Genomic DNA, 12,713 nt, shown 5'->3' with positions numbered 1-12,713 from the left:
ACGCCTTAACTCTTATTACTCACTTTGATTGGAATTTGCTTCGTTTGTTTTTTTGCTTTTGGTTGGTATAAGTTAATTGATAAAAGACCATTTTTCAACTCGGCATTTGTAACGTGCATTCCCTCTGCAAGAACAAAGGTTCGTTGGAATTGACGGGCAGCTATACCACGATATAAATATTGGTGGTTATGATTGTCTGTTTGTTTACCGTGAATAATCAATTGATTGTCGTCGAGGACGATATTGAGATTATTGACTTTAAAACCGGCAACAGCCAAAGTTATGCGTATATGGCTTGCATCATCATTTTTGTGTAAACGCTCAATGTTATAAGCTGGATAAGCTTCATCAGCTTTACCAATACGTCGCAATGTTTTTTCTATTGTTTCAAATCCTAAGAGAAAAGGATTGGAGAAAGGCGTCACATGTGTCATTGTGAATGTCCTCTTTAAAGCTGCTATACTCTAAATAAAGCGTTTGTTGCATCCTTCTCATATGGCAAGTGTAAGTGGTAACTTCAAGAGAAAAGATAAGAGAGTTAAATGGCTCAAAAAACAATAAAATTGTTAAAGGAAAGAAAAGTTAGTGGAATATTGTATAGCGAAGACGAAATTGAAGAAATATTTCGCCGTTTTTCTGTGCAACGTCCGATTCCTAAAAGTGATCTTATCTATACGAATGTTTTTACTCTTTTGGTTGCAGTTGTTCTCTCAGCACAAGCGACGGATGCAAGTGTTAACAAAGCGACAAAAGAATTATTTCACCTTGCCGATCAACCGGAAAAAATGGTTGCGTTAGGAGAAGAAGAAATAGCACGTCATATTCGTACAGTTGGTCTTTGGCGTGCAAAAGCACGCAATATTTACGCGCTTTGCAAGTTTTTAATTGATCACTATGGTGGTCAAGTACCCGATAATCGTGAGGCGCTTATGGCGCTTCCTGGTGTGGGGCGTAAAACGGCTAATGTTGTTTTGAATATTGCTTTTGGTTGGCCTACACTAGCAGTAGACACGCATATTTTGCGTCTTGGGAATCGTCTTGGTTTAGCGCCAGGCAAAACACCAGAGATTGTCGAAGAAAAGTGGCTAAAGATTATACCGGTTCATTATCTTCGTTATGCGCATCATTGGCTTGTTTTACATGGGCGTTATATTTGTCAAGCGCGTAAAGCACAATGTACGCGTTGCATCATTGCTGATCTCTGTAAAGCAGCAAGCAAAACAAATGCGATTCCGGCACCTTTGGTTGAAGTTCAAGGCAATGGAGCTCCGATTTTTTTTTGATATGGACTTGCTATTTTGTTGATACTGTCTTATGAGAACACTGTTGGAACCGCCCGGCAGGGCATGCCGTGGCTGTTTAAATGCTTATTCAAGCCTTGGTCCGTTTGAATAAAAAGATTCACTTGTGAATAATGTATGGAGTAGCAAAATGCCCAAGATGAAGACCAAATCGTCCGCTAAGAAGCGGTTTAAAATCACTGCGTCAGGCAAAGTTAAAGTGGCCGCTGCAGGTAAGCGTCATGGCATGATTAAACGTTCGAATAAATTTATTCGCGATGCACGTGGAACAATGGTTCTGTGTGAACAAGATGCTAAAAAAGTTATTCAGCATTATTTGCCAAATGGTTTTTAAACCTGACGCTTTTGATTTTGAGGAGAATATTACATGGCACGTGTAAAAAGAGGTGTGACGGCGCACGCGAAGCACAAGAAAGTTCTTAAACAGGCTGAAGGTTTTTACGGTCGTCGTAAAAATACCATCCGTGCAGCTAAAGCGGCGGTTGACCGTTCAAAGCAATACGCTTATCGTGATCGCAAAAATAGGAAACGTACTTTCCGTGCTTTGTGGATTCAGAGAATCAATGCTGCTGTTCGCGCAGAAGGTTTAACCTATGGACGCTTTATTGATGGCTTATCAAAGGCTGGTATTGAGATTGATCGTAAAGTTCTTTCAGATATAGCAGTTCATGAGTCAGCAGCATTTTCTGCTTTAGTAGCTTCTGCAAAGAAAGCTTTGGAATATTTGAAAGATACAACGCCTAACGCTTTTGAAGGCGCTGTCAAGTAAGCCAGTCGCGTTCTCTTAAAGCATTCATTTATTCGGGATCCCGTACTGGTTAAACTAGTGCGGGTTTTTTCATTTAAAAAAATAGGCAAAGATATGAGCGATATTGAGCGTCTTGAACAAGAAATTTGTTTAGCCTTAGAGATGGCTGGTGATGAACAGGCACTTGAAGCGGTGCGTGTTGCAGCGTTAGGCAAAAAAGGTAGCATCTCTGAAAAGTTAAAAGCATTAGGAAAGATGAGTGCTAGCGAGCGCCAAAAAGTTGGTCCAGTTCTTAATGGATTAAAAAATCGCGTTTTAGAATTATGGGCACAAAAGCGTGATTTTTTGAGACGCCAAGCAATGGATGCACGCCTTAGTCATGAAACAGTTGATGTTACTTTGCCGGTGCGTTCTTCGCCGATAGAACGGGGACGTATTCATCCGATTTCACAAGTGATTGAAGAAATTGTAGCTATTTATACGAAGATGGGTTTTTCTCTTGCAGAGGGACCAGACATTGAAACAGATTATTATAATTTTACGGCATTGAATTTTCCTGAAGGTCATCCTGCGCGTGAAATGCATGATACTTTCTTTTTTGATGTTCATAAAACGGGAGAGCGGAAATTATTGCGCACCCATACATCGCCTGTGCAAATTCGCACAATGGAAAAGCAAAAAGCACCGATACGTATCATTATTCCTGGAAAAACCTATCGCATGGATTCAGATGCAACGCATTCGCCTATGTTTCATCAGGTAGAAGGTCTTGTGATTGATAAAACCTCTACCATTGCCCATATGATGTGGCTTCATGAGACTTTTTGTAAAGCCTTTTTTGAAGTTCCCTCTGTAAAGATGCGTTTTCGTCCTTCTTTTTTTCCGTTCACGGAACCTTCCATAGAAGTGGATATTCAATGTGATCGGTCTGGTTCAGAAGTAAAATTCGGGGAAGGGCAGGATTGGTTAGAAATCTTAGGATGCGGAATGGTTCATCCTCATGTCTTAAAGAATGTTGGTTTAGATCCTGATGAGTACCAGGGTTTTGCATGGGGCATGGGCATTGATCGCATTGCTATGTTGAAATACGGTATGCCTGATTTGCGGGCTTTCTTTGACGCTGATCTGCGTTGGTTAGACCATTATGGTTTTCGTTGTTTTGACATGCCTGCTTTTTTTCCTGATTTAAGAAATATGTGATCTTATCATAGTTTTCCTGTGAGGTTTTAAAATGAAATTTACATTGTCGTGGTTAAAAGATCACTTAGAGACAGATGCATCTTTATATGAAATTTGTGACAAACTAACGGCTATTGGTCTTGAGGTTGATCATGTTGATGATCGTTCTTCTTTAAATGGTTTTGTGATTGCAAAAATTTTAACGGCAATAAAACATCCTGATGCGGATAAACTTCAAATTTTATCAGTAGATATAGGAACTGATACACCTATACAAGTTATCTGCGGTGCACCAAATGCACGCGCTGGACTTGTTGGTGTTCTTGCTTTACCAGGAACTTATGTACCAGGACTTGATGTGACACTATCCGTAGGAAAAATCCGCGGTGTTGAGAGTTTTGGAATGATGTGTTCGTGTGCCGAGCTTGAATTATCGAATGAACATGATGGAATTATCGAGCTTCCAGAAGGTGCGCCTATTGGAGGGTCGTTTGTGGCTTATGCAGGTTTAGATGATCCGGTTATTGATATTGGTTTAACACCCAATCGTTCTGATTGCACAGGGGTTCGTGGTATTGCTCGTGATCTTGCTGCGGCTGGAATTGGTCGGTTAAAAGAATTATCCTTGCCACAGTTGGATGCTGCCTTTGAAACATCGCTTGATGTTTCTTTAGATTTTTCGCAAAGTGCACCGTTATGTTTAGGTTTTGCTTGGCGTGAAGTCCGCAATGTTCAAAATAATGCATCACCGCAATGGATGCAACAGCGTTTGAGCGCCATTGGTTTGCGACCAATTAATGCGCTGGTTGATATAACCAATTATATCAGTTTTGATCTTGGTCGTCCGCTTCATGTTTTTGATGCCGATAAGATTAAGGGAAATTTGCATGTACGTTGTGGTCGTGAAGGGGAACAGCTTCAGGCGCTTAACGGAAAAATTTATAATTTAGGTATTAAGGACTGTGTTATTGCCGATGAAGAGGGCGTTGTTTCGATTGCCGGTATCATGGGGGGTGAGAGAACGAGCTGTGATGAGACGACGCGTCGCGTTATTATTGAATCAGCGCTTTGGGATGCACAGAGCATTGCCCAGACAGGGCGTGCATTAGGATTAATCAGTGATGCCCGTTATCGGTTTGAACGGGGCGTTGATCCAGCTTTTATGGAAACGGGGCTTGAGATTGCGACAGAACTCGCTTTACGTCTTTGTGGTGGTGAAGTTTCAAAGACGAAGATTGTTGGTTATCAGCAACCAGACGTTAAACAGATTGCCTTTCCATTTTCTGAAATTCAACGTTTAACAAATTTGCAAATAGAGCATGAAGAGGCTGTAACTATTTTAACAAAGCTTGGGTTTTGTGTTGAAGGAAAAGAAGATGTTGTTACGGTTAAAGTGCCAACATGGCGCCCTGATATTTCTGGTAAAGCCGATTTAGTGGAAGAAGTGATGAGGATTTATGGACTAGATAAAATTAAGCCTATTCCATTGGAAAATTTTACAAAAGAAAAAGGTCCAGTTTTAACAGTTTCGCAACTTCGTTCACGTGTTATACGCTTGGCTTTAGCAGATCGTGGTATGAGAGAAGCTGTGACTTGGTCTTTTATTTCTGAAAAACAGGCTTTGGCTTTTGGAGGCGGTCAAGCACAGCTTAAATTAGTAAATCCTATTTCTACTGATATGTCCGTCATGCGTCCCTCTCTTTTGCCTGGTTTATTGTTGGCAGCACAACGCAATGCTGATCGCGGTTTTCCAGATATTGCTTTATTTGAAGTTTCTAACATCTATGAGGATGATACCCCTGATAAGCAACACTGTGTTGCCGGTGGTATTCGCCGTGGAACAGAGCAGTTTGGAGGGGCTGGGCGTTTTTGGGATGGGAATGCAAAAGCCGTTGATGTTTTTGATGCCAAAGCAGATGCATTGGCTGTTTTAGAAGCATGTGGTATAGAGGGGAGCAAGGTTCAAATTGAAGTGGGAGCACCTGATTGGTATCATCCTGGTCGTTCAGGAGTTCTAAAGCTTGGATCAAAGATTATTCTTGGTTTTTTTGGTGTTTTTCACCCTGCGACATTGGAAAAATTAGATGTCAGTGGTCCTTTATGTGGTTTTGAAATTTTTCTCGATCGAATTCCAGAGCCAAAGAAAAAACCAACAAAAAGTCGTTCTCCTTTGAAACTGTCATCACTGCAAATGGTGCGACGTGATTTTGCATTTGTCGTTGATAAAACGGTTTCCTCTTCTCTTATTGTTCGTGCAGCGAGTGGAGCAGATAAAAAGCTTATTCATTCAGTACAGGTTTTTGATGTTTTTGAAGATTTAAGCCTTGGTGAAGAGAAAAAATCTGTTGCGATTGAAGTTGCTCTTCAACCCATTGAGCGGACTCTTACTGATGAAGATATAGAAAATCTCTCTTTGAAAGTAGTAGAAAATGTCACCAGGATGACGGGTGCAAATTTGCGCTGTTGAATGTTTTTTCTTTTTTGTGAGATGACTTCTCAACGGGAGCACTTAGAGAAGTGCTCCCTTATTTTTCATACATTCAAGAGCTATGGAGTTCCTTAAAAGGATCTTCATATAAGAGAGATTTTCTTTAAATATTAGCCTTTTTCAAGGCAAAAAAAGAATATTTTTAAATCACTTAAAAAATTGTTTCTTTGTAACGATTCTTCATTGCAAAGGTAAAAGATAACTGTTATTTGCTAAATGATAATGCAAATCATTAGCAATAAAGAGAGAGCATATAGAGAGCATATAAAGGAAAGAGAGGATCAATGAACGTAAAAACGTTTTTTACCATAATATGGGCGAGTGCTATTTTTTTTACATCCGATTTTGCTTTGTGTGCAGGAAAATTTAAAGCTGTTACGACTTTTACCATTATTGCTGATATGGCGCGCAATGTAGCAGGTGATGTTGCTGATGTTGAGTCAATCACAAAACCAGGTGCTGAAATTCACGAATATCAACCAACGCCTCGTGATCTTATGCGTGCGCAAGGAGCAAATCTGGTTTTGTGGAATGGATTAGAGTTAGAACTTTGGTTTGAAAAATTTTTTCAAAATATCAAGGATGTTCCAAGCGTCGTTGTTTCAAAAGGTATTGTGCCGATTAAAATTGGTGAGGGCCCTTTCAGTGGAAAACCCAATCCTCATGCATGGATGTCTCCGACCTCGGCATTAATTTACGTTGATAATATCCGTGACGCTTTTGTGAAATACGATCCTGAGCATGCTTCTATTTATAAAGAAAATGCTGAAATTTATAAACAAAAGATTCGCTCAACAATTGATCCAATTAGAGCGGAATTAGAAGCGGTTCCGCAAGACAAGCGTTGGCTTGTGACCAGTGAGGGTGCATTTAGCTATTTGGCGCGTGATTTTGATCTGAAAGAACTTTATTTATGGCCCATTAACGCTGATCAGCAAGGAACACCACAGCAGGTTAAGCATGTTATTGATATGGTTCGCAAATACAATATCCATGCAGTTTTTTCTGAAAGCACCATTTCTCCTGCGCCTGCTAAACAGGTTGCGAGAGAAACAGGGGCTAAATATGGCGGTGTCCTTTATGTTGATTCTCTGAGTGAGAAGAATGGTGAGGTACCAACCTATATTGATTTATTACGTGTGACAAGCGGGCGCATTAGCGCTGCCTTATTAGAGGGAGTAAAAGGCCAATGATGAGATCTGGAATATTTGCTCAAGGGGTAACGGTAACATATCGTAATGGACATACTGCTTTACGGGAAGTCAATTTTGAAAGCCCAACAGGTTCTATTACGGCATTGGTTGGTGTAAATGGCTCAGGTAAGTCAACGCTATTTAAAGCGATTATGGGGTTTGTACGACCATCAAAAGGAAAAATTCGCATGTTTGGTTTGCCGGTTGATACGGCTTTGAAAAAAAACCTTATTGCTTATGTTCCTCAGAGTGAGGATGTTGATTGGAATTTTCCTGTCCTTGTTGAAGATGTTGTTTTGATGGGACGTTATGGTCATATGAATTTCTTTCGTTATGCAAGGGCACGCGATTATGAAGCTGTGCGTGTTGCATTAGAACGGGTTGATATGCTGCCATTCGCTAAGCGTCAGATTGGTGAACTTTCTGGTGGGCAGAAAAAGCGTGTTTTTCTAGCACGCGCTCTTGCACAGCAGGCAAAAGCTATTTTGTTAGATGAACCATTTACAGGGGTTGATGTCACAACAGAAGATAAAATTATTGCTTTGTTACAAGACCTTCGTAAAGAAGGAGCTGTGATATTAGTTTCTACACACAATTTAGGCTCTGTTCGTGAATTTTGTGATCACACGGTTTTAATAAAGGGAACAGTTTTGGCTTCTGGTTTAACTGAAACCGTCTTTACAAAGGAAAATCTTGAGGAAACTTTTGGTGGCACTTTACACCACCATATTTTTGATCTTCAAGACAAAAAAAAAGATGATATTTTCACGGGGAGAAAACAATCTACAGTTCCTGAGAATATTGAAAGAGTGGAGCATGTTGCATGATGTCTTGGTTACTTGAGCCGTTGAGCTATCAATATATGGTTAATGCGATGTGGGTTTCTGGGTTAGTTGGGTGTGTTTGTGCCTTTCTTTCTGCTTTTTTGATGTTAAAAGGTTGGTCGTTGATTGGTGATGCGCTTTCTCATTCGATTGTTCCTGGAGTAGCAGGGGCTTATCTTTTAGGATTACCGTTTTCGCTTGGAGCTTTTTTTTCTGGTGGACTCGCTGCGGCAGCGATGCTCTTTTTTAACCATCGCACAAAGCTGAAAGAAGATACCATTATTGGTCTCATTTTTTCTTCTTTTTTTGCGTTTGGGTTGTTTCTCAAATCATTAAAACCGATGGCTGTTAATATTGATACAATCGTTTTGGGGAATATTTTAGCAGTCAGTTCGTCAGATATTATACAATTGGCTTTTATTGGTTTTTTTTCTTTGCTTATATTGCTTTTGAAATGGAAAGATCTTCTTGTTTCTTTGTTTGATGAAACGTACGCTCGTGCTATTGGGCTGAACGTAAAGTTTTTAAAGATTCTCTTTTTTACCTTGCTTGCCGCTTGTACTGTTGCTGCTATGCAAACAGTAGGAGCGTTCTTGGTCATTTGTCTTGTTGTAACGCCAGGGGCAACAGCTTATCTTTTAAGTGACCGTTTTGTCAATGTTTTGGTTATTGCAGTTATCATTGGGACATTCACAAGCGTATTAGGTGTTTATGTGAGTTATTTTTTGAATGCGCAAACCGGTGGTGTTGTTGTGCTTTTTCAAGCATTCCTGTTTATTTTAGCTTTTATTTTTGCTCCTAAACATGGGTTTATCGCTGCACGGTTACGTATAAATGCGGCAAAAAAAGGTTTGATGTTATCATGATTGATCAATTACTCCTTCCTTTTCAGTTTTCTTTTATGTTGAAAGGCATGCTTATCGTCATGATCCTTTCTGTTCCAATGGCGATGCTTTCCTGTTTTCTTATTTTAAAAGGATGGGCGCTTTTAGGCGATGCAATTTCCCATGCAGTTTTTCCTGGTGTTGTTGTTGGTTATATGACAACGCCGTGGGTGATAGCACTTTTGACCTCTCTGCCATTTGCTTGGTTTCAGCATATGCGTCCAGAGAATATTACAATGGCTTTGATTACTTGCGGTGCTTTTGTTGCAGGTATGGTTTGTGCACTTGCAACAGGTTTTTTAGGAAGCAATAGCCGTATCAAACACGATACAGTGATGGGTGTTGTTTTTTCATCAATGTTTGGTTTGGGGCTGGTTTTGGCAACGGCTATTTATAGTAGCTTAGATTTAAACCATATCCTATTTGGTAATCTCTTGGGTGTTAACTGGCTTGATATTACACAGACGGCGATCATTTCTGCTGTTGTCACCTTTATTCTAGGAGCAAAATGGCGTGATTTTATGCTGTATATTTTTGATTCCGTTCAAGGTCGTGCAATGGGATTGAGAATAGCACTACTCCACTATACTCTTTTAACAATGATTTCTCTCACCATTGTTGCAGCTTTGAAGGCTGTTGGAATTGTTCTTGTTATTTCTTTATTAATAGCGCCGGGAGCAATTGCTTATCTTATCACGAAGCGGTTTTCTTTGATGTTGGTGATTGCTATACTTGTTGCAGGTCTTTCTGGTTTTTTAGGAATTTATCTAAGCTTATTTATTGGTTCTGATTCTGCCTCTACGATTGTGTTGATTTTAACACTGATTTTTATTGCTATTTTCCTGTGGATTTTTTCTCGTCGAGTCACGATTCAAGAAATTTGAGCTTGCCAAAACTTATGCATATCAGCCATGCATTTTTATGTATTGTCTCTCATACTGGTTTTAAATAGAGAATGGGCTGCTAGGTTATTTTCCTCCTAATATCTAGCGGATGAATGCAGTGTGTATTCTCCCCCCCCAAAAAACTGCATTCGTAATTAAGAGGCTGCATTGATTTATTCTGCAGCCTTTTTTTATTTTAGAATTTAAATTTTTTTGGTTGCTTGAAAAATTTGAAATGATCATCATATAGCGTAAACTATTCTGTTTTTTACAAAAATTTACCACGGGAAATACTCTTAAAATGAAGTGGTAGGAGTGGTTTTGGGCTAAAGCATGTGAAAAGCAGAAGAATATCTAATAGTTTTTTATAGAGGAAAATAGCGCTAGAGGATGAAAAAAGATTTTAAGATGTCTCACCCTTTGCGTATTTGCACTTCTATAGTAGGGTGGGTAATGATTATATTGGGTGTTATAGGTATAGTATTACCTATTATGCCAACGGTGCCTTTTTTATTAATTGCTTCATGGTGTTTTGCGCGTTCATCACCACGTTTTCATCATTGGCTGAATAATCACCGTGTTTTCGGTCCACCTATTAAGCAATGGGAAGAAAAAAGGGCTATCTCAACATTTATTAAAATTTTTGCAGTGGTGAGTATGGCTGGTGGCTTTTTGTCATTTTTGGTGATGATACACCCTGCTTTATGGTTTGCTTTATTAGTTGCTACTATTTTGCTATTAATTGCCATTTATATTGTGACACGTCCATCTTCATAGAGAGAAAAATAAAAGCTTTTGTAAATCAAGATCTCTTTTAATTTTGCAGGTTTGCTAACACTCTTGAGAGAGAGTTTAGTCCACTAAATTTCAGAGATCACCTATATTTAAAGTGCCTATAAATTGATAAAATACCTATAAGCTGAATTTGGGAATATCTTTTGTAAATTTTGCAGTGATCAGAACAGAACATTTTTAGATATCGTTAAAAATTAGTGACATCAGCGGCGTTGTTACCTTCTGTCGACGGCAAAATTCTCATTTAGATAGAGAAGAAAAGGTTACTGATTATATGCTTGAGAGCATAAAAATAGTGGAACTGGTGAAGAGAGACTAGCTTCTTACCAAAATGGCTTTACAATGCAATCTTTTGACTTATTGAACCGTGAAATTGTTTATAGATTTACAAGAATTTTGAATGTCTTTGCACAGCAAGATTTAAGAGAATGCAAAAAATGAATAGAGAAAAAAGTTGGCAAAGATACTCTTTATGAAAACAAATTGCTCCTTTATCATTTATTGGTCAAAAGAGTGCTTTAAGTTGTGATGCAATTGTTATATGATCATCCTTTTCAAGGTAAGCGGTTGATTGATAAAGACAGGTCTTATTTTGCAGCTTTTATGAGAGTCCCTCGAATACAATAAGATTTTTTCATTCCAAATCCTCTGATCATGAATCAAAAAATTGTTCATTTGCACGTCATAAATGGAATAGTCGTGTAGATAAAAATCGTTGAGGAAAAGAGTGATCAATATGCCTTTTATAAATCGTTCCAACGTAAGAGTAGCACAACATGAGAAGTTGAAAAATATAATATAGTTCCGGTTTTCTAACGTGTAGAAGTGAAGATAGTGATATCCAATGGCTTGCACTATACGATTCAAGGACGGATGACTTTGGGAGCAAATAATCGCAGAAAATTTGCAGATGAGCAGCACATTGCAGAATGGTATGCTTGTTTTCGATGATGATAGAATAAACTCTTTGCTTTCATTGCAAAAAGCATCGTAAACTGGATATTTCCTTTTTACTGTATTGTAAAGAATCTCTATCCTTATTTTTAAAAATACGCATAAAGAAAAAATACTAAACTAAAAAAACATTATTATGTTTTAATCGGTCTAGCAATACGGTTTTCATTACCAAAAAAATTGAGATAACGTTGTATTGCTTGCAGATCACCGGTAGCTTTTTCAGGATTATCTGAAAGTTTTACGGTTGGTCGACCGTTGGCATGGGTGACTTTACAAACAAGGGAAAGGGCATCAAAAGTTGCAATTTCTTGGGGCGAACAGCCTGCAAAATCATTGGTAAGATCTGTTCCCCATCCAAAACTCATACGCACTTTACCATAAAAGTGATGATAGGTCTTTTCAATGGTTTCTATGTCTAGTGCATCGGAGAAAATCAATAATTTTTCACGTGGGTCTTTTCCTTTTTCTCTCCACCATTGAATAATGCGCTCTCCGCCTTCAAGAGGGGGAGCGCTGTCAGGTCTGAAACCTGTCCAATCAGCTACCCAATCTGGTGCATTACGTAAAAACGCTTCTGTACCGAAGGTGTCTGGTAAAACAATGAGAAGATTTCCACCATAATAACGATTCCAATCCTGCAAGACTTGATAAGGTGCTCTGTGTAAATCATCATCGTTGTTGCTGAGAGCAGCAATGACCATCGGCAACTCATGTGCATTGGTACCAAGAGCTTCTAAATCTGTATCCATGGCGAGAAGGACATTAGAGGTTCCAGTAAAAGAATCGCCAATCCCTTCTTTTAACGCTTCAACACACCAACGTTGCCATAAAAAAGAATGACGACGTCTTGTCCCAAAGTCAGATATTTTAATATTAGGCAATTTTTTGAGTCTTTCGACTTTACTCCACATTTTTGCTTTAGCACGCGCATAAAGGACATCAAGAGTGAAACGATCTAGGTTTTTCATAGCAGCACGTGAACGTAATTCACTGATAATAGTAAGGGCGGGGATTTCCCACATGGAGCTATGGGTCCAGGGACCATGGAAATGAAGGATATATTGGCCATCTTTACGTGTGAGTTCATATTCTGGAAGTTGAAAATTCTCGAGCCACTGAAGAAAATCTGGTTCGAAAATTTGTTTACGTCCATAAAATGTATTACCAGCAAGCCAGATCATTTCTTTTTTTGTAAAGCGTAAACTAAGGGCATGATCAAGTTGTGCCCGCAATTCCATCTCATCAATATCATCAGCAAGACGTATTGTTTTGTTGCGGTTGATGAGGGAGAAAGTAACCTTTACATTGGGATAGAGTCCCCAAATCATCTGTACCATAAGAAGTTTATAAAAATCGGTATCGAGCAGTGAACGAATAATGGGGTCAAGTTTCCAGGTATGATTGTAAACACGCCTTGCAATGTCTGGATGATTCATAACCCTTTTTCTTTCAGTTTTGTA

The 12,713-nt window shown here is 39.0% G+C and carries 12 protein-coding genes; 10 read left to right on the top strand and 2 right to left on the bottom strand.

Annotated features, from left to right (window positions below; genetic code table 11):
• Positions 1-5: 5 nt before the first annotated feature.
• Entirely contained in the window at positions 6-434 is a 429-nt protein-coding gene (locus BN200_RS02570; protein ID WP_019220864.1) for an Hsp20 family protein, read from the bottom strand.
• Positions 435-542: 108 nt separating this feature from the next.
• Between BN200_RS02570 and nth the strand changes: the two genes are divergently transcribed.
• The 10 genes from nth (at position 543) to BN200_RS02520 (ending at position 10,278) form a co-directional block, all read left to right on the top strand.
• Entirely contained in the window at positions 543-1,283 is a 741-nt protein-coding gene (gene nth / locus BN200_RS02565; RefSeq protein ID WP_019220863.1) for an endonuclease III, read from the top strand.
• 148 nt (positions 1,284-1,431) lie between these two features.
• Positions 1,432-1,635: a 50S ribosomal protein L35 gene (gene rpmI / locus BN200_RS02560; RefSeq protein ID WP_019220862.1), complete on the top strand. Its 204-nt coding sequence runs from the start codon at positions 1,432-1,434 to the stop codon at positions 1,633-1,635.
• Positions 1,636-1,668: 33 nt separating this feature from the next.
• Positions 1,669-2,070, top strand: a complete 402-nt coding sequence (rplT, locus tag BN200_RS02555; protein ID WP_019220861.1) for a 50S ribosomal protein L20 — start codon at positions 1,669-1,671, stop codon at positions 2,068-2,070.
• A gap of 93 nt (positions 2,071-2,163) precedes the next feature.
• Positions 2,164-3,249 carry a phenylalanine--tRNA ligase subunit alpha gene (gene pheS, locus BN200_RS02550; protein ID WP_034988884.1) on the top strand — a complete coding sequence of 362 codons (1,086 nt, stop codon included), beginning with the start codon at positions 2,164-2,166 and terminating at the stop codon, positions 3,247-3,249.
• A 31-nt stretch (positions 3,250-3,280) separates the two neighbouring features.
• The gene (pheT, locus tag BN200_RS02545) at positions 3,281-5,695 is read left to right on the top strand and encodes a phenylalanine--tRNA ligase subunit beta (RefSeq protein WP_019220859.1); all 2,415 of its coding nucleotides are present in this window, start codon (positions 3,281-3,283) and stop codon (positions 5,693-5,695) included.
• A gap of 305 nt (positions 5,696-6,000) precedes the next feature.
• Positions 6,001-6,909, top strand: a complete 909-nt coding sequence (locus tag BN200_RS02540) for a metal ABC transporter substrate-binding protein (RefSeq protein ID WP_019220858.1) — start codon at positions 6,001-6,003, stop codon at positions 6,907-6,909.
• Entirely contained in the window at positions 6,906-7,736 is an 831-nt protein-coding gene (locus BN200_RS02535; protein ID WP_019220857.1) for a manganese/iron ABC transporter ATP-binding protein, read from the top strand. Before BN200_RS02540 ends, BN200_RS02535 begins: the two co-directional genes overlap by 4 nt.
• Complete coding sequence (locus tag BN200_RS02530) at positions 7,733-8,599, top strand: metal ABC transporter permease (RefSeq protein WP_034988655.1); 867 nt, start codon at positions 7,733-7,735, stop codon at positions 8,597-8,599. The genes BN200_RS02535 and BN200_RS02530 overlap by 4 nt, the downstream gene beginning before the upstream one ends.
• Positions 8,596-9,501 (top strand): metal ABC transporter permease, encoded by a 906-nt coding sequence (locus tag BN200_RS02525; RefSeq protein ID WP_019220855.1) that lies wholly within the window; start codon positions 8,596-8,598, stop codon positions 9,499-9,501. Before BN200_RS02530 ends, BN200_RS02525 begins: the two co-directional genes overlap by 4 nt.
• A gap of 390 nt (positions 9,502-9,891) precedes the next feature.
• Positions 9,892-10,278 (top strand): YbaN family protein, encoded by a 387-nt coding sequence (locus tag BN200_RS02520; RefSeq protein ID WP_019220854.1) that lies wholly within the window; start codon positions 9,892-9,894, stop codon positions 10,276-10,278.
• A gap of 1,106 nt (positions 10,279-11,384) precedes the next feature.
• Here BN200_RS02520 and pncB read toward each other — a convergent pair.
• Positions 11,385-12,689, bottom strand: coding sequence for a nicotinate phosphoribosyltransferase (gene pncB / locus BN200_RS02515; protein WP_019220853.1), 1,305 nt, complete (start codon positions 12,687-12,689; stop codon positions 11,385-11,387).
• Positions 12,690-12,713 lie beyond the last annotated feature (24 nt).

The organism is Bartonella senegalensis OS02 (assembly GCF_000312545.1).
Classification (GTDB): domain Bacteria; phylum Pseudomonadota; class Alphaproteobacteria; order Rhizobiales; family Rhizobiaceae; genus Bartonella; species Bartonella senegalensis.
This window is presented reverse-complemented; position numbering and strand designations above follow the sequence as displayed.